Origin of the sequence: Yersinia pekkanenii, assembly GCF_001152565.1 — a bacterium.
Classification (GTDB): domain Bacteria; phylum Pseudomonadota; class Gammaproteobacteria; order Enterobacterales; family Enterobacteriaceae; genus Yersinia; species Yersinia pekkanenii.
On sequence record NZ_CQAZ01000021.1, the window covers coordinates 1 to 17,492 of the forward strand.

Here is a 17,492-nt window from a genome sequence, read left to right on the forward strand (position 1 = left end):
GGCAGTACCTATTTAGGTTCTCTGAATGCGGGTTCCGGTACCAATACTCTGAATTTCAATACCTCTACGGATGCATTAGCAACAAATACCTCGCTACAGGGTTTTGCCAATATCAATCTGACTAACAGCCAGATAGCTCTGGCCTCAGACGGTAACGTCGGCAGTGGTACCATTAATATTGACGGTAACAGTGAGTTATTGTTTGGCAACACGTTTAATGGCATGTTGAATGTATCATTAGAGGGGGGTGGCGCGGCCATCGTCAATAACGGTGCTAATGTCTCGTTGAGCCAGACGAGTGGTTTAACCGGGGGCTGGCAGGTTGATCAGGGCGGTAGTCTGACGGCTACCACCAGTGATCAACTGGGCACCACGGACATGCTACTGAATGGCACACTGAATCTGAACGACATCGCGCTGTTCGATCATGTGCTGACCGGTAATGGCACGCTGAATGTGGCGAAGAATAATGCCAGCACGGCATTTGACTTTGGCACGGCAGTGGGCGGGGCGTTCAGTGGCATTGTGAACCTGCAAAATACCACCTTTGATATTGATGGTGCGAATACCTCAGCATTGACCAATGCGTCGCTAAAATTATCCAGCGGCAGTTTTGCCTCGGTGGCTGACGGCGTACAAAATATCGGTACGCTGGCCCTAAATGGCGGCATCCTCCTGTTTAATAATCTCATTGATAATTCAGGGATTATCACCTCCGTAGGGACTGTCGCGGCGAACAGTATTAACACCACGGGTGGGGGGACGGTACAGGTTAATTTGCCGACCAACGTGGTACCAAGCCTGGATGGTTTGTCGGTGATGGAACTGGATGAAGGCGAGATTATTGTGACTCTGGCCACCGGTGCCGCCACCGGTACCGGCCATGAATTGACGTTAATGGATCAGAACGGTAGCCCGATAAATGCTATTTTCTATCAGAATATTTCTAACCCCGGTGGGAGTTCCGCTGCGGCGATCGGTTCATTTAATTACGGCATGACCACCGGTAACGGCTACGATGGTTTGTATGTCAATTATGGTCTGACGGCGCTGGAGCTACTGAGTAGCGGCAATGATGCGCTGGTCTTAACGGCAACCTTGGCCAACAATGGCACTCAGGCTAATGATCTTTCTTCTCAGGTTAGCGGCAGTGGCGATCTGGCCTTTGTTTCTGCTAATGACGGCAGCACCGCATCATTATCGAACTCAACCAACAGCTATACCGGTGCAACCTGGGTACGTTCAGGCCATTTACGTCTGGATGCCGATTCTGCACTGGGACAAACCTCCCTGCTGGCAATGAGTACCGCAACTCAGGTGGATCTCAATGGGACTGAGCAGACCGTTGGCGAGTTAGCCACCGAAACTGGCAGTACTCTGGATTTCAATAGTGGCAAATTGACGGTAACGGGCGGGGGTCAGGTTGATGGCGCATTGAGTGGCGGCGGAGAACTTGCCCTGACTGGCGGTGTGCTGAGTATTACCCAAGGGAATAACGGCTTTACCGGCAGTACGGATATTGCCAGCGGAGCAACTGCACATCTGTATCAGGTTCAAGGGCTGGGCAACGGGACCATCAACAATAACGGTATTCTGAATCTGGATAATACCCGTGGGATATTATCCAATGCACTGACCGGCAGCAGCGGTATTGTTCAATTGGCTAACAATGCCAACATCCAATTATCGGGCAATAACAGCGGTTATTCGGGCCTATTCAGTAGCGACGCCGGGACTGTCCTGACCGCTAATAGCGCCCAAAATCTGGGTGATAGCCGCATCGCCAACAGTGGTGAATTGATTCTGGATACCGCATCAGTCTGGGATTTAACCAACAGCATCAGCGGCAGCGGTACGCTGGTTAAGCGCGGCAGTGGCACGGTGAAGATTGAGGGCAGTGTAGTGAGTGCCAGCCTAACGACCATTGAAGATGGCTTACTTCAGTTAGGCAGTGCAGCGGCGACGTCGACTGTTACTCTGGAAGAAGCACCATTAGCTCGTTCACTGTCTGTCACACTGGCGTCGGGTATTGCCAATCTGGCCAGTAATGTGCTGATTACCGCGACCGGTTCATTAGGTGGCTACGGGAAAGTGACGGGGAATGTTGAAAACAATGGCAACCTGATGATGCCTAATGCCTTAACCGGCGGTGATTTCGGGACATTTACCATTGATGGTAATTATACCGGTAACAATGGCACTGTGGTCTTCAATACCATTCTGGCGGGCGACTCATCAACCACCGATCGGTTGTTAATTACTGGAAATACCGCCGGGGAAAGTTTTGTCACGGTGAATAACATTGGCGGTAACGGGGCTCACACCGCTGAGGGCATCAAAATTATCGATGTCGGCGGTGATTCTGCTGGGCAGTTTACCCTTAATGGCCGTGCAGTTGCCGGGGCATATGAATACTTCTTGTACCAAGGTGGGGTGAGTTCGCCAACGGACGGTGACTGGTATCTGCGATCTGAAGTCGAGGAACGCCGGCCTGAAGCTGCCAGCTATACCGCCAACCTGGCGGCGGCCAATTCAATGTTTGTTAGCCGTCTGGCCGATCGTGCGGGTGAAACCCTGTATACCGATGTCTTTACCGGTGAACAGAAAACCACCAGTCTGTGGCTACGCAATGAAGGCAGTCATAACCGCTCCCGTGATGACAGTGGTGAACTGAAAACTCAGGATAACCGCTATGTGATGCAACTGGGTGGGGATGTGGCGCAATGGAGCCACAACGCACAAGATCTGTGGCGAGTGGGTGTGATGGCGGGTTATGCCAACAGCAGCAGCTCTTCTGTGGCACAGGGAACCGGTTATCGCTCCACAGGCTCGGTCGACGGTTATAGTGTTGGCATGTATGGCACATGGTTTGCTGATGGTCAGGAAAACACCGGTGCTTACGTCGATAGCTGGCTGCAATACAGCTGGTTTAACAACCAGGTTAATGGGCAGGATTTAGCGGCTGAGAAGTATGACTCGAAAGGGTTTACCGCTTCAATTGAGAGTGGCTATACCTTTAAAGTTGGCGAGAATACCATGAAAAATGCCACCTACTTTATCCAGCCTAAAGCGCAGGTGACCTGGATGGGCGTCAAAGCCGACGACCATAAAGAGGCTAACGGCACCCACATCTCCGGCGAAGGTGATGGCAACATCCAGACCCGTCTGGGGGTGAAAGCCTTTATGAGTGGTTACAGCGAGCAGGATAAAGGCAAAGACCGGGTGTTCCAGCCATTTGTGGAAACCAACTGGATCCACAACACCAAAGACTTCGGTACCACATTGGATAACGTAACCGTAAAACAAGACGGTGCGGCCAATATTGCGGAGTTGAAAGTAGGCGTGGAAGGTCAGCTCAATAAGAAAGTGAATCTCTGGGGCAATGTGGGCCAGCAGTTAGGCGACAAAGGTTACAGTGATACCGCAGTAGTGTTAGGGGTGAAATACAACTTCTAAGATTAATAGATAAAAGCCTGACAAAGTCGATTGAAGGGAAAATGTTCCGTTGGGGTCGTAGTCGCGTAAGCGACCGGAGCGCCCCTAGGGGCAGTCGCCCCTTCACGTACCTGGCTTGATGTTAGGCGGTGAGGATAGCCAGAAGAGTAAAGCGTCCGAGCCAGTGATGGCGCGGCTCGAGCCCCCTAGTATGGGTTTACGGCGTCTTTACTGTCTGCCTGTTCTCTCCGTGGTGAGCACGTTGTCAATAACCTCAAAGGTGCCATTGGGCACCTTTTTTAGGCCCAATGAGCGCGAGTTACCTGTTCTCTCCGTGGTGTGCACGTTGTCAATAACCTCGTATGAGCATATTTCACGCCAATCCGCAGAGGCGACCTGCCAATGTGTGATGGGATCAAAAGCCTCTTCTTCAAATAAAAAAAACTAATTTTTTAATCACATTAGTTGCATATAAATTCATAAGCTGGCAATGTAAACCTTATAATTCATCCGGATGAATCGCGATGAAAAACCACTAGTCATAATAAAATCAATAAGTAATAAATCATTCTATTTAAAAAATTCAGACAGGAGTTTAAGCATGAAAAAGTTACTATTGGCAACAATCCTCAGTGGGATGGTTTTCAGCGCTACCGCAGCAGATTCTATTCGTTTTGCTTCCTCAGCCACCTACCCTCCGTTCGAATCAATGGATGCCAATAATGAGATTGTCGGCTTCGATATGGATCTGGCAAAAGCCTTGTGCAAGCAAATGGAAGCCAATTGTACTTTCACCAATCAAGCCTTTGACAGCCTGATCCCAGCACTTAAATTCAAACGTTATGATGCCGTTATTTCCGGTATGGACATTACCCCGGAGCGCAGCAAGCAAGTGACATTCACTCAGCCTTACTATGCAAACTCAGCCATTGTTATCGCCCCGAAAGGTAAATTCAGTACGTTTGCTGATCTGAAAGGCAAGAAGATTGGGATGGAAAATGGCACTACGCATCAGAAATATTTGCTAGATAAGCACCCTGAAATTCAAACTGTGGCATATGACAGCTACCAAAATGCCATTATTGACCTGAAAAATGGCCGTATTGATGGGGTGTTTGGCGATACTGCGGTAGTCAATGAATGGCTGAAAACCAACCCGAATCTGGCGTCTGTCGGCGAACATGTGACGGATCCACAATACTTTGGTACCGGTCTGGGGATTGCCGTACGTCCGGAGAATACCGCACTGCTGGAAAAACTGAATAAAGCCATTGATGCCGTTAAAGCCGATGGCACTTATAAGGCCATCAATGACAAATGGTTTCCTCAGTAATCGCTAAAGTAATTGGGTTTAGCACTTAATGAGTAGTACCAGTACTTCATAGTGAGCGGTGTGTGGAAACATATCAAACAACTGCACCCGCTCAATGCGGTAATCAGCTAACTGGCTAATATCTTTGGCCATTGTCACGGCATTGCAGCTTGAATAGAGAATAAATTCAGGTGCCATCTGGGCAAGATAATCACACAACTCAGCACCGATCCCGCGCCGTGGCGGGTTGACCAGCACCAATTGTGGCACCTGTGTTTCTGCAGTGGCGAAGCGGGTTGAATCCAGCGCAGCAAAATTGACGTTCTGTAACCCCAACTGTTGCGCCGACTGGCGCGCACAAGCAATGGCTTCCGTGCTGATTTCAATTCCGGTAAGTTGAGTCTCTGGCTTGGCACAATGTAAACCAAACCCACCCACACCGCAGAACAAATCCCACATACTGTCAATAGCCAAATCACCTACCCATTGGCGCGCAGTGGCATACAGTGCGGCTGCAACCTGAGGATTAGTCTGGAAAAAACTTTGCGGGCGGATAAACAGCGGCACCTGATTAAACATCTCGGGCAGCGCCTGCTGCTCAGTCAACGGGTTCTCCTGATCCCCTTCCAAAATCGCCATATGTATTGGCTGAATATTGGCCGAGATAACCGTCAGTTGGGGCAATTGTTGCTGTAACCACGGCAATGCGGCCTGTAATTGTGCCAGTTTGGCTTCTGAACGCAGGACAAAACGCAGCATTAGCTCACCGCTATACGTGCTTTCAGTCAGTAACAGGAATTTAAGCTCACCACGCTTGCGGGCCACGTTATAAGGCGTAAGACCCGCGCGGGCAATAAAGGTTTTCAGTAACGTAAAAACTGGCGCGAAACTGTCTGGATAGAGTGGGCATTGACATAAATCAACAGCCGTTCCGTCGCGATGCAACATCCCTAACAGCGGGCGTTCGACACTGCCACTGACCACCATTTTCGCTTTATTACGAAAAGCGCTGTCACCCCCGAAAACGGGCGTCAACCACTGAGCCACCGGGTGACGGGTCAACAGACTTTCCAGATGATGTTGTTTGTCAGCCAGTTGCTGCGGATAGGGTTTATCCAGCCACTGGCAGGAACGGCAGCTACCCGCCGTATACTGTGCGCAATGCATTAATATTGACCGTTATAATCTGAGACGTTAAATAATTTGCAGCCGAAGCTGTTGCGGGGGCGAATTGTAGCACTGTGTAACGCTAAACACTCATTTTGACTGGCGGAAATAGCGATGCCAGGGGAAAAACAGTAAACCAATAATCACCACATCCGGGATCTTCTGTAACAACAAGCTATGCAGGATTTCAGCACCGGTATCACCTTCGATGCGGAAAACATCGACATCCAGTGTCAGCCAATCCAGTGAAGCCATCAGCAAATAGACAATAACGATTATTTGGCAAATCAGATAACACCAACGCGCCCAATTCTGCCGCAGGCAGACCGCAACACCACAAACAATTTCCAGCAACAGCAATAGAATACTGGCAACAAAAATCAGAGCGGAATCCCAGCGTTGCAGGCTTTCATCGATAAATTCGCCTGTTCCCTCCCACCCCAAGGCAACCAACAATAATAATACCCCAAGGATACGGGTCGCAATGATGGCCGTCCCGGCAATTAAAACCGGTACCGGGGTGGTTGCAGAGGATAGAAATGCTAAGGATAAAAATGATGATCTCATATTGCCCAGGCTGACTCCCGATACGGTTTTCTGCAACCTAATGTTATTCCTGATAATAACGCCGCTCAAAAGCGGTGTTAGAGAGAAAGCCTAACAATTTTGGATGGACCGCGTGCCACCACTATCAGTGGTACAAATGCATCGAGATTAGTGGATAATCGGATAAGTTGTGGCTGTTTGCGGTGATTCATCATCGTCACTGTTGCCAATAAACAGTAAGTCATTGGCCCGTGCTTCCAAGATTATCATCGAAATCTGCTCTTCACACTGTTGCATAAAGTAGCTAAATTGAGCAAATGTGACCCCGACTTCTACCGTTAATGACTGGCAGACAATCAGTTTAGGCAGATTATCATCCTGAATATCGATAAAGGCTTTAACCGTCAGCGAACTGGCATTGATCTGGCTCAGGTCCGCGACTAGCGGGATCAGGGCCGTCGGCCTGACTTCTGCCAAAGCCGAGAACAGGATGATGTTATCAACCAAATCAACTTTAGCATCAAACACCCCTTCAAAATTTTGCATATGCGGCAAATGAAGCGCCTGACACGAATCGCATTCAAAAAATGAGATACCGAGTTGGTCCAGCCAACGCCGTAATAGGGCTAAATCCGGGACGATGAGCGAATCCATAACTACCTACCTCACGATTCTCATAATACGAAAAGTGGAATAGCTTACGGAATATTGGCCGACAGTGCCACTTCAATCCCGACTAATTTAATACCCTGATAAAGACTCAGTCATTATCCTAATCGGGTTTGTTACCCTTGTTAGCCGATGTTTCATCTGACTCTTTCTTAGATCGCGGCCTGGATATTCTATCAGCACTGCCTAATAGTGGGCCAAAACCACGGGCTACGCGCCAAACGATACAGGCAGCAGCCGGGATCATCAGACCGATACCGACAAAAATCATAATAATGGCGACAGCCGGTGTCCCCATGGAACCGGGCAGTGACAAATAGTCATTAATACTTAAGTAGGCCACCACCAGTAACAGCATCCCCAGCACGTCTAAAATGATCACAATGCGGGGCATATCTCCTAATGAGCGCATATTTACCTCCGACCGGCTCTGACCCTTCGTACTTGAAGCCGCAGGGGTGTTGGCTGTGCTCAATCACCCGAATCACTGACTCATGTAAGCTCATCGGGGTTCTCTTGCTGGCCGCCTACCTGCAACGCCAAGTTCTTTGGCTCGATATCAGCCTTTAACCAGTGTATTGAATCCCCACTATTTGTGACAGTACCGATAAGCAAATAGGCAGGATTAATCAGACTAACAGGTAAATCCTGCTTTTTTTTCACGGCGACAGGAGGCATAGTAGGCAGCAGTGAGAGAGTAATTCGCGAGAAGTCATTTAACATCTGAATATATCAGTAACTGTTGGCGAAGTGATTACTTCAAATTAATTAAGGAGTTTTACATGTTTGCTGTGATTTTCGGGCGTCCTGGATGCCCTTACTGTGTCCGAGCCAAAGAACTGGCAGAAAAACTGGCAACTGAACGCGACGATTTTAAATTCCGTTACATCGATATTCACGCGGAAGGTATCAGCAAAGCTGATCTGGAAAAAACCGTCGGTAAACCGGTAGAAACCGTGCCACAAATCTTTATTGATGAGAAGCATATTGGTGGTTGTACTGATTTTGAAGCCTACGCTAAAGAAAATCTAAGCCTGTTCCAGTAAATCAGGTTGGCAGTAGCGAATAACCTCGCTCCCTATCTTGGTCGGCTTGATCCGAAAAGGGTGTTTAACACCCTTTGAGATTAATGAAAAAGTTATTTATAGCTTAGTGAATAAAGGGGTGACCGCACCTAGGAGCACTCCGACAGCTTACGCCGTTACGACCCCTACGGCACGTTTCCCCTTCATTTGACTTTGTCAGCACTCTGTTTTTTATTGTTAATTATCGATACCCGCCCAGTGAAAATATCGTCAAAAAGCCGCATTATCGGGGTCATCAATAGCATATAACCCCTTTTTTGATTTATAATAAAGCCTATCCCTCTGGCTATACCAAATTTTCTGCTTACTACTGGCTGTCTCTCAGCAGACCGATTAGAATAAGCTCCGCTATTGCCTACGTTTATATCCTGTTTGGCGATAGGTTTACTAAATTTAAAGAAATGTGTCGTTCGACCGTTAAACCCAGAACGTATACATCGTGGATCATCATCCGGGCTAAATAGAAAGTCATACTCTGTGAATATAAACGTCGCAAATTTGTTAAACGGCAACTATATCTTGCTGTTATTCGTGGTTTTAGCGCTGGGATTATGCCTGGGTAAACTGCGATTAGGCCCTATTCAATTAGGTAATGCTATTGGGGTGTTAGTGGTATCACTGTTGCTGGGTCAACAGCATTTTACTATTAATACAGAAGCTCTGAATCTGGGCTTTATGCTCTTTATTTTTTGTGTCGGTGTCGAAGCCGGTCCAAACTTCTTCTCTATTTTCTTCCGCGACGGCAAAAACTACCTGATGCTCGCGTTGGTCATGGTGAGCAGCGCAATGATCCTGGCACTGGGGCTTGGCAAGTTATTTGGCTGGGATATCGGTCTGACTGCCGGGATGCTGGCCGGTTCAATGACATCGACGCCAGTTTTGGTTGGTGCGGGCGATACCTTACGCCACACTATCGCCAATAATCCAGCGCTGCAACAAGCCCAAGATAACCTGAGTCTCGGTTACGCCCTGACCTATCTTATCGGGCTGGTCAGCCTGATTTTGGGGGCTCGCTATTTACCCAAACTTCAACATCAGGATTTACCGACCAGTGCTCAACAAATTGCCCGCGAGCGCGGTCTGGATACGGATAGCCAGCGTAAAGTGTATTTACCGGTCATTCGCGCCTACCGAGTTGGCCCGGAGCTGGTAGCCTGGGCAGACGGTAAAAATCTGCGGGAGTTAGGGATTTACCGCCAAACCGGTTGCTATATCGAGCGTATTCGCCGTAATGGTATTTTGGCTAATCCAGATGGTGATGCTGTGCTGCAAGTAGGAGACGAGATTTCGTTAGTCGGCTATCCAGATGCTCACTCCCGCCTTGATCCCAGCTTTCGTAACGGCAAAGAAGTCTTTGACCGTGACCTGCTGGATATGCGCATTGTTACCGAAGAAATTGTAGTTAAAAACAGTAATGCAGTCGGTAAACGCCTCAGCCATTTAAAACTGACCGACCACGGTTGCTTCCTCAACCGAGTGATCCGCAGCCAGATTGAAATGCCGATTGATGACAACGTGGTATTGAATAAAGGTGATGTGCTGCAAGTCAGCGGTGATGCGCGGCGAGTTAAAAGTGTGGCAGAAAAGATTGGCTTTATTTCCATTCACAGCCAGGTTACCGATTTGCTGGCATTCTGCTCATTCTTTATTTTGGGATTAATGATTGGCTTAATCACCTTCCAGTTCAGTAATTTCAGTTTTGGGATTGGTAATGCTGCCGGCCTGCTAATGGCTGGCATCATGTTGGGTTTTTTACGCGCTAACCACCCAACTTTTGGCTATATCCCGCAAGGGGCGCTAAATATGGTGAAAGAGTTCGGGCTAATGGTCTTTATGGCGGGTGTTGGACTAAGTGCCGGTGGTGGTATTAATAGCAGCTTGGGTGCGATAGGCGGGCAAATGCTGATTTCCGGCCTGATAGTCAGCCTGGTGCCGGTGGTTATCTGCTTTCTCTTTGGCGCTTATGTATTACGCATGAACCGCGCACTACTTTTCGGAGCCATTATGGGCGCACGTACCTGCGCACCCGCCATGGATATCATCAGCGACACCGCCCGCAGTAACATTCCAGCCCTAGGTTACGCAGGGACTTACGCCATTGCGAATGTGTTATTGACCTTAGCAGGTTCGTTGATCGTGATTGTTTGGCCAGGGATATTAGGTTAGCGCGCTAAAACAGGTATTTGGGATAAAACTAAATATTATTTATCCTTTTTTCATTTTTCCAGAACTTTCTTGCCGGACTGGGGTCTGATTTAGTGCCACTGCTTTTCTTTGATGTCCCCATATTGAGGAGCCCGATAGTCCCGCCTTCTTAGGTTCAAGACTAGTCGGGGTTTTTCTTGCCTGAAATTTGAGTTCTACCTTTTCGAACCTGGCTTTACCCCCCTTAAGGCTTTCTTAAGGCGAAATTATTACAGTGCATACATTCCTTACTTCTGCTTCAGGCTACGTTGTGCATACCAGCAAACCCGCCCCTATATCCGAATATCCGATATTTCTGCATCGATATTAAATAATCCCTCAACGGTACTGATAATTCGGACAAACTCTCTTTACTCATTACCGTTATCCTTTTATTTTTGGCAGGCTTTTAGTTTGATGATTGGTGGATTGCTGTTTCTCTGGTTATCACGCCACGAGCAGTTAGATTGGCTTATCAGGCACTACTGGCTTGATCCCGTCAGGCTGAGTTTTCCATGGGAAAATAATTACAGGCTAGATTTGATCAAATTATGTGCGGAACGCATTTTCTAACTCATCCCCCATGGGCGGGTTGGTGGGTTTGGCTCAGCCAGTTGGCTGTGTTTTGGATGATTAGTGGTTATTACAACCGCAATAAAGGTACAGAATAATGGAACAAATGAATTATTTTTTCTTTTCCATGATAAATGCAACTCCTGCATCAGCACCATGGATGATTTCTTTTGCAACGTTCATCGCTCGTGACCTGATCATGATTATCCCTGTGTTACTGGTAGGGCTTTGGTTATGGGGGCCAAAAGAGACCATAACCGTGCAGCGAGCCGTGGTAAGCAAGGCGGCCATCGCTCTTGCTTTCTCTATGCTTTCAGCGAGTTGTATCGGGATGCTGATACCTTACGATCGGCCTTTTGTCGTCGGTTTTGGCTATAATTTTATGAGCCATGCGCCTGATAGCTCTTTCCCAAGTGACCATGGCACCGCCATTTTTACCTTTGCTTTGGCTTTTGTTTTCTGGCACAAGCTCTGGTCGGCTATCAGCATGATGCTCATCGCGATCGCCATTGCATGGTCACGGATTTATCTGGGTGTGCACTGGCCATTAGATATGGCCGGGGGCTTCTTATTGGGAATTGTCGGTTGTCTGTTTGCTCAATTGGTGTGGAATTTGTTCGGAGACGCTATCTCGAAGGGTATGACGCGCCTTTATCACCTGAGTTTTGCCTTGCCTATCAGTAGAGGATGGGTCAGAAGCTAACAGCGCTACGTTATAAATCTCACCTTGCCGGTTGACCTAAAAAACCGGCAGTATTCTTAACCTATCCCGCCAAATAATTAAAACTCTTTAAAATAAATATTTTATTCAAACAACAAACATACTCCCGGCCCATTTAATCGCTACAAATGTAATTTAAGTAACAAAAAATGAGTTTATAGTTGAATTAGTGATAATTATCTTTGTTTTTATCTATAAATGTTATTATTATAACAATATAATCAATTTATAGATGAACAAAAGGATAATAATCATGACGACCAATTACGCTAATTACATTGACCATACCCTATTGGCAATGGATGCCACCGAAGCACAAATCATTAAATTGTGCGCAGAAGCTAAACAACACCATTTCTATGCCGTATGTGTTAACTCTGGATACGTTCCAGTGGCGGCTCAACAGTTAGTCGGTAGCCCGGTAAAAGTGTGCTCAGTCATTGGTTTCCCTTTGGGTGCAGGTCTGACTGAAGCAAAAGCCTTTGAAGCTCAGGCAGCTATCAACGCTGGGGCGCAAGAGATTGATATGGTTATCAATGTTGGTTGGCTGAAAAGTGGTAAAATCGCCGAGGTTAAAGCCGATATTAAGACCGTACGTGAGGTCTGTGCTGCCACACCGTTGAAGGTAATATTAGAAACCTGCCTGCTCAGTGACGAGCAGATCGTACAAGTTTGTGAAATGTGCCGTGAGCTCGACGTTGCTTTTGTTAAAACCTCTACCGGTTTCAGCACCGGCGGTGCCAAAGAGGAAGATGTAACATTGATGCGGGCCACAGTAGGCCCGGTAATGGGTGTTAAGGCATCCGGTGCCGTTCGTGACAGAGAAACGGCTGAAACAATGATTCAGGCAGGAGCTACGCGGATCGGCACCAGTTCTGGAGTCACTATCGTTTCAGGCCAGAAAGCCGCCGCGTCAAGCTACTAAACCTTGTAAGCCCGGTTACCGCCGGGCTGATTTATCCGCCGGACTTGCTGGCAAAAATGTTTACAACAAGTTGTTTTACAAGAAATTTTCTCACGACGCATTATTTTATAAAAGATTGTATTACAATGCACTATATTGAAAATAGTTTGTCAGGAATAGCTTATGGAAACCCGCCGCGCAGAACGAATCAATAAACTTACTCAGGCCCTAAAGCGTTCCGATAAAATCCATCTAAAAGACGCCGCTACTCTGTTGCGAGTGTCTGAAATGACTATTCGGCGAGATCTTAGTGCCGAGCCAACCGCCGTTATTTTGCTCGGTGGTTATGTGGTGATGGACCCCAAAAGCAACAACGTCAACCACTATTTTGTTTCAGATCAGCAGACTAAGCAGGTAGAAGAAAAGCGCCGTATTGGTCAGTTGGCAGCACGTCTTATCGCCGAAAATGATACGGTTTTTTTTGACTGCGGTACCACTATTCCCTCGATCATCGACGAGATAGACGAAGAACTGACATTCACCGCCATTTGTTACTCCCTCAACACCTTCCTTTCCTTACAAGACAAACCAAATTGTAAAGTGATCCTGTGCGGGGGGGAATTCAAACCTAATAACACTATTTTCACACCAATCAGCCAATACAATGAACTGGATAATACCTGCCCGAATAAAGCTTTTATCTCCGCAGCAGGTGTTTCAATTGAATATGGTGCGACTTGTTTCAACTTCGATGAAATTCTATTGAAGCACCGAGCCATAGCCAAATCTCAGCATAAAATCCTGGTGGCAGACCACAGCAAGTTTGGCAAAATAAAACCTGCCAGTATTGGCGCTCTGACACTCTTCGATGCGCTAGTTACCGACCGTCAGCCTGATGCTGCATTCAGCGAGTTTTTTTTACAGCATGGCATTAAAATCGACTGTTAGGCTTGATTACATAGCAAAAATCTTAGTTTGATAAATGCCGGGTGGGTAAATCTACCCGCCTATTCTCAGGTTAAACCGGATTATATTTAAACAAAATAAATAACAAGCAAAAAACCATTCATTACTTGTGGTTAATAATATTCTTATTATTAACTTTTTAAAACACAATTCTATTGTGTAATTAATATCCGATAACAACTGAATTTAAGGTAAATTAATTTAACATTACCTGTCTTTTAATGTCTCCACGGGAAAAATAGCGTCTATTTATTGTGTGATAAATTACGATTAGTCACGTTTTATAGGGGGAATAAAGTATATAGCGCAAATAGTCACCCGCTGAATTATTTTATCTTGCGATGATAACTTCTGTTTTTTTCTTATTTAACTGTTTATATTACCGTCAACTTCAAACATTTTCAGCAACTCAAGATAAAAATTAAAACAAAATAAAATCAAATAGTTAGATTAATAATCCAATGTTAAATTAATGATATCCATCAATATACCAGTGAAATTTTTTATTTTTACTGGATCCACAAACGTGGTTAAAATATATTGCCACAAAAAATAGGCAGGATAAAGAATGTGCTGTTTATTTATTAAACAAAAATAATGACCTCTTTTTCATCCTTCTTAGTGATGAATTATGCTAATTCACATAACAATCAGTTATAAATTCGCAACAATTGATCTAAAGCGATTTTATTGAGCATTTGAGAGCATGATCACGGTAGTTTTAACTACAAATCGCTATATTGCCGCTAGCAAAAACTACCGACATGGTTAGAACAATAAAATATCCGATAACGCGAATTCACCCGCTTAAAATCGGTTAAATTTTGCACTTGAAATTTTAGCGATACCGCACGACTACGGCACCAAAGTAATAACCAGGGCACCAATTTTAAACGAATCGTTTTGACTGAATTTCTCACCTGATAATGTCGCTCAATAAGGTGTTACAGGTTTTGAATCTTCGGCTCTTAATTTTAAATTAACGTGTTCACAATGGAGATTTTTATGAACACTACTCAAGCAGGCACCCTTGCCTCTCCGGGAAAAGTTTCATCCAGCACATGGCGTAAAAGTGACACCATGTGGATGCTGGGTTTGTACGGTACAGCCATCGGCGCTGGCGTATTGTTTCTGCCAATCAATGCCGGTATTGGCGGCCTGCTGCCTCTGATTGTTATGGCTATCATTGCGTTCCCGATGACTTTCTTTGCTCACCGCGGCCTATGTCGCTTTGTGCTGTCAGGCAAGAATCCGGGTGAAGACATCACCGAAGTGGTTGAAGAGCACTTTGGTGTTGGCGCAGGCAAGCTGATTACCCTGCTTTACTTCTTCGCTATCTACCCGATTTTGTTGGTATACAGTGTCGCTATCACCAACACCGTTGATAGCTTCATTACCCACCAGATGCATCTGCCATCGCCACCGCGTGCCATTCTGTCCCTGATCCTGATCCTCGGTCTAATGACTATCGTGCGTTTTGGTGAGCACGCCATTGTAAAAGCCATGAGTATTCTGGTATTCCCGTTTGTCGCGGCATTGATGTTGCTGGCGGTGTACCTGATCCCTAACTGGTCTGGTGCCATATTTGAACATGTCTCCATGGACGGTAACGGTACCGGTAGCGGCCTGTGGATGACCATGTGGCTGGTTATTCCGGTGATGGTGTTCTCGTTCAACCACTCCCCTATTATCTCGGCGTTTGCGGTAGCAAAACGTGAAGAGTACGGTATAGAGGCTGAGCAAAAATGTTCCCGCATTTTGGCTTTTGCTCACATCATGATGGTGGTAACCGTCATGTTCTTCGTCTTCAGTTGCGTACTGAGCCTGTCCCCTGCGGATCTGGCAGAAGCAAAAAGCCAGAATATTTCTATTCTGTCTTATCTGGCGAACCACTTTAATACCCCACTCATTGCCTACATGGCACCGGTCATTGCCTTTATTGCTATCACCAAGTCTTTCCTGGGTCACTACCTGGGTGCCCGTGAAGGTTTCAATGGCATGATGATTAAGTCTTTGCGTAGTAAAGGCAAAACCATCAACCATGACAAGCTAAACCGTATTACGGCACTGTTCATGCTGGTAACAACTTGGATCGTAGCAACCATGAACCCAAGTATTCTGGGTATGATTGAAACGCTAGGTGGCCCAGTCATCGCAATGTTGTTATTCCTGATGCCAATGTACGCAATCCATAAAGTGCCGGCGATGCGTAAATATAGCGGCCGGATCAGCAACGTGTTTGTGGTTATCATGGGCCTCATTGCTATCTCTGCAATCTTGTTCAGCCTGTTCGGTAAATGATTCTGAGGCTGGCCAATCCCCCACGGCCAGCCCGTAATTATCATCTGACGTTGTAAATTGTGCCAAAAGCCGGTGCGTCCGCGCCGCTTCTCTATTCCATAGCAATGTAAGCATTTTAATAATTAGAACCTTTAAGAGGCTAATATATGGTCAGCGTTTTTGACATTTTTAAGATTGGTATTGGTCCATCCAGCTCTCACACTGTCGGCCCGATGAAGGCTGGCAAGCTGTTTACCGATGATTTAATCGAACTTAAGCACCTTTCTGCCGTCACCCGAATCACTGTTGATGTTTATGGCTCTTTGTCTCTGACCGGTAAAGGTCACCATACCGATACCGCGATTATTATGGGTTTGGCCGGGAATCTGCCCGATACCGTTGATATTGATGCAATACCTGGGTTTATCCGTGATGTAGAGCTACAGGAACGCCTGCAACTGGCAAACGGTAGCCATGACGTTGATTTCGCGGCAAGGGGCGGAATGAATTTTCATGAAACCAACTTGCCACTCCATGAAAATGGCATGACCATAAGCGCCCACGCAGGTGATAAATGTATTTTCAGCAAGACTTATTACTCCATTGGCGGCGGGTTTATTGTCGATGAAGCACACTTTGGTCAACAGGATAGCCACGCGACCACCGTGCCTTACCCGTTCAATTCCGCCCGTGATTTACAAAAACACTGTAAAGATACGGGTTTGTCGTTATCTGGCTTAGTGCTGCAAAATGAGCTGGCATTGCACAGCAAAGCCGAGATAAGCGCGCATTTTGCGGCAATCTGGGAGGTGATGCGTGCCGGTATTGAACGCGGAATTAATACCGAAGGGTTATTGCCCGGCCCGATGAAAGTACCTCGTCGTGCCGCAGCCCTACGCCGGATGCTGGTCAGTACCGATAAACATAATTCTGATCCGATGATGGTGGTCGATTGGATCAATATGTATGCATTAGCCGTCAATGAAGAAAATGCCGCAGGCGGGCGGGTAGTGACCGCACCAACCAATGGGGCATGCGGTATTATTCCTGCTGTTTTGGCTTACTACGATAAATTTATTCGCCCGGTGAATGAGAACTCATCCAGCCGCTATTTCCTGGTTTCAGGAGTGATTGGTGCGCTGTATAAGATGAATGCATCCATTTCCGGCGCTGAAGTGGGTTGTCAGGGGGAAGTGGGCGTTGCCTGTTCAATGGCTGCCGCCGGTCTGGCTGAGTTGATGGGCGGTAGCCCTGCTCAGGTCTGTATCGCCGCAGAAATCGCCATGGAGCATAATCTGGGGCTGACCTGTGACCCGGTTGCAGGGCAAGTTCAAGTACCCTGTATTGAGCGCAACGCAATTTCCGCAGTACAAGCCGTCAACTCTGCTCGTATGGCACTGCGTCGTACCAGCGAGCCTAGTGTCTGCCTGGATAAAGTCATCGAAACGATGTATGAAACCGGTAAAGATATGAACTCGAAATACCGCGAAACCTCCCGTGGTGGCCTGGCAATCAAGGTCGTCGCCTGTCATTGATTATCCTCAGTAATAAAATGATAAAAGGGCTACTGCGAAGTAGCCCTTCAGACTGCTGACAAACCCCGATGACGCGATGTTAGGCGGTGAGGATAGGCCGAAGAGTAAAGCGTCC

The 17,492-nt window shown here is 46.8% G+C and carries 14 protein-coding genes and 1 pseudogene; 10 read left to right on the plus strand and 5 right to left on the minus strand.

Annotated features, from left to right (window positions below; genetic code table 11):
- A partial coding sequence (locus AEP37_RS11985) for an autotransporter outer membrane beta-barrel domain-containing protein (protein WP_049613525.1) occupies window positions 1–3,456 on the plus strand: 3,456 nt, incomplete at its 5' end.
- A gap of 580 nt (window positions 3,457–4,036) precedes the next feature.
- Entirely contained in the window at window positions 4,037–4,768 is a 732-nt protein-coding gene (gene artJ, locus AEP37_RS11990; RefSeq protein WP_049613526.1) for an arginine ABC transporter substrate-binding protein, read from the plus strand.
- Window positions 4,769–4,786: 18 nt separating this feature from the next.
- Here artJ and rlmC read toward each other — a convergent pair whose 3' ends face one another.
- From rlmC to AEP37_RS26955, 5 genes are all read right to left on the minus strand, one after another.
- The gene (rlmC, locus tag AEP37_RS11995; protein WP_049613527.1) at window positions 4,787–5,914 is read right to left on the minus strand and encodes a 23S rRNA (uracil(747)-C(5))-methyltransferase RlmC; all 1,128 of its coding nucleotides are present in this window, start codon (window positions 5,912–5,914) and stop codon (window positions 4,787–4,789) included.
- 90 nt (window positions 5,915–6,004) lie between these two features.
- The gene (locus AEP37_RS12000) at window positions 6,005–6,481 is read right to left on the minus strand and encodes a YbjO family protein (RefSeq protein WP_049613602.1); all 477 of its coding nucleotides are present in this window, start codon (window positions 6,479–6,481) and stop codon (window positions 6,005–6,007) included.
- A 147-nt stretch (window positions 6,482–6,628) separates the two neighbouring features.
- Complete coding sequence (locus AEP37_RS12005; RefSeq protein ID WP_049613528.1) at window positions 6,629–7,114, minus strand: type III secretion system chaperone family protein; 486 nt, start codon at window positions 7,112–7,114, stop codon at window positions 6,629–6,631.
- Between the two features lie 118 nt (window positions 7,115–7,232).
- Window positions 7,233–7,541, minus strand: a complete 309-nt coding sequence (locus tag AEP37_RS12010) for a YbjC family protein (protein ID WP_049613529.1) — start codon at window positions 7,539–7,541, stop codon at window positions 7,233–7,235.
- An 80-nt stretch (window positions 7,542–7,621) separates the two neighbouring features.
- Window positions 7,622–7,852, minus strand: coding sequence for a hypothetical protein (locus AEP37_RS26955; RefSeq protein ID WP_049613530.1), 231 nt, complete (start codon window positions 7,850–7,852; stop codon window positions 7,622–7,624).
- A 59-nt stretch (window positions 7,853–7,911) separates the two neighbouring features.
- On the opposite strand from AEP37_RS26955, the gene AEP37_RS12020 reads away from it, so the two are divergent.
- The 8 genes and pseudogenes from AEP37_RS12020 (at window position 7,912) to AEP37_RS12050 (ending at window position 17,377) form a co-directional block, all read left to right on the plus strand.
- Window positions 7,912–8,175, plus strand: a complete 264-nt coding sequence (locus tag AEP37_RS12020) for a GrxA family glutaredoxin (protein WP_049613531.1) — start codon at window positions 7,912–7,914, stop codon at window positions 8,173–8,175.
- A gap of 516 nt (window positions 8,176–8,691) precedes the next feature.
- On the plus strand, window positions 8,692–10,380 hold the full coding sequence (locus tag AEP37_RS12025) for an aspartate:alanine antiporter (RefSeq protein WP_049613532.1): 1,689 nt from the start codon (window positions 8,692–8,694) through the stop codon (window positions 10,378–10,380).
- A gap of 244 nt (window positions 10,381–10,624) precedes the next feature.
- Window positions 10,625–11,069, plus strand: a pseudogene (locus tag AEP37_RS27715) (hypothetical protein).
- Entirely contained in the window at window positions 11,069–11,674 is a 606-nt protein-coding gene (gene ybjG / locus AEP37_RS12030) for an undecaprenyl-diphosphate phosphatase (RefSeq protein WP_049613533.1), read from the plus strand. The pseudogene AEP37_RS27715 and the gene ybjG overlap by 1 nt, the downstream one beginning before the upstream one ends.
- Before the next feature lie 271 nt (window positions 11,675–11,945).
- On the plus strand, window positions 11,946–12,617 hold the full coding sequence (gene deoC, locus AEP37_RS12035) for a deoxyribose-phosphate aldolase (RefSeq protein WP_049613534.1): 672 nt from the start codon (window positions 11,946–11,948) through the stop codon (window positions 12,615–12,617).
- A 162-nt stretch (window positions 12,618–12,779) separates the two neighbouring features.
- Window positions 12,780–13,544, plus strand: a complete 765-nt coding sequence (gene deoR, locus AEP37_RS12040) for a DNA-binding transcriptional repressor DeoR (RefSeq protein WP_049613535.1) — start codon at window positions 12,780–12,782, stop codon at window positions 13,542–13,544.
- 1,023 nt (window positions 13,545–14,567) lie between these two features.
- Window positions 14,568–15,863: an HAAAP family serine/threonine permease gene (locus AEP37_RS12045; RefSeq protein ID WP_049613536.1), complete on the plus strand. Its 1,296-nt coding sequence runs from the start codon at window positions 14,568–14,570 to the stop codon at window positions 15,861–15,863.
- Window positions 15,864–16,009: 146 nt separating this feature from the next.
- Complete coding sequence (locus AEP37_RS12050; RefSeq protein ID WP_049613537.1) at window positions 16,010–17,377, plus strand: L-serine ammonia-lyase; 1,368 nt, start codon at window positions 16,010–16,012, stop codon at window positions 17,375–17,377.
- Window positions 17,378–17,492 lie beyond the last annotated feature (115 nt).

Excerpts from the sequence above, each read along its gene's own strand:
- AEP37_RS26955 (WP_049613530.1), bottom strand. The coding sequence starts at position 7,852 with ATGTTAAATGACTTCTCGCGAATTACTCTCTCACTGCTGCCTACTATG.
- AEP37_RS12010 (WP_049613529.1), bottom strand. The coding sequence starts at position 7,541 with ATGCGCTCATTAGGAGATATGCCCCGCATTGTGATCATTTTAGACGTG.
- ybjG (WP_049613533.1), top strand. The coding sequence starts at position 11,069 with ATGGAACAAATGAATTATTTTTTCTTTTCCATGATAAATGCAACTCCT.
- AEP37_RS12045 (WP_049613536.1), top strand. The coding sequence starts at position 14,568 with ATGAACACTACTCAAGCAGGCACCCTTGCCTCTCCGGGAAAAGTTTCA.
- AEP37_RS12005 (WP_049613528.1), bottom strand. The coding sequence starts at position 7,114 with ATGGATTCGCTCATCGTCCCGGATTTAGCCCTATTACGGCGTTGGCTG.
- deoC (WP_049613534.1), top strand. The coding sequence starts at position 11,946 with ATGACGACCAATTACGCTAATTACATTGACCATACCCTATTGGCAATG.
- AEP37_RS12020 (WP_049613531.1), top strand. The coding sequence starts at position 7,912 with ATGTTTGCTGTGATTTTCGGGCGTCCTGGATGCCCTTACTGTGTCCGA.
- AEP37_RS12000 (WP_049613602.1), bottom strand. The coding sequence starts at position 6,481 with ATGAGATCATCATTTTTATCCTTAGCATTTCTATCCTCTGCAACCACC.
- rlmC (WP_049613527.1), bottom strand. The coding sequence starts at position 5,914 with ATGCATTGCGCACAGTATACGGCGGGTAGCTGCCGTTCCTGCCAGTGG.
- deoR (WP_049613535.1), top strand. The coding sequence starts at position 12,780 with ATGGAAACCCGCCGCGCAGAACGAATCAATAAACTTACTCAGGCCCTA.
- artJ (WP_049613526.1), top strand. The coding sequence starts at position 4,037 with ATGAAAAAGTTACTATTGGCAACAATCCTCAGTGGGATGGTTTTCAGC.
- AEP37_RS12050 (WP_049613537.1), top strand. The coding sequence starts at position 16,010 with ATGGTCAGCGTTTTTGACATTTTTAAGATTGGTATTGGTCCATCCAGC.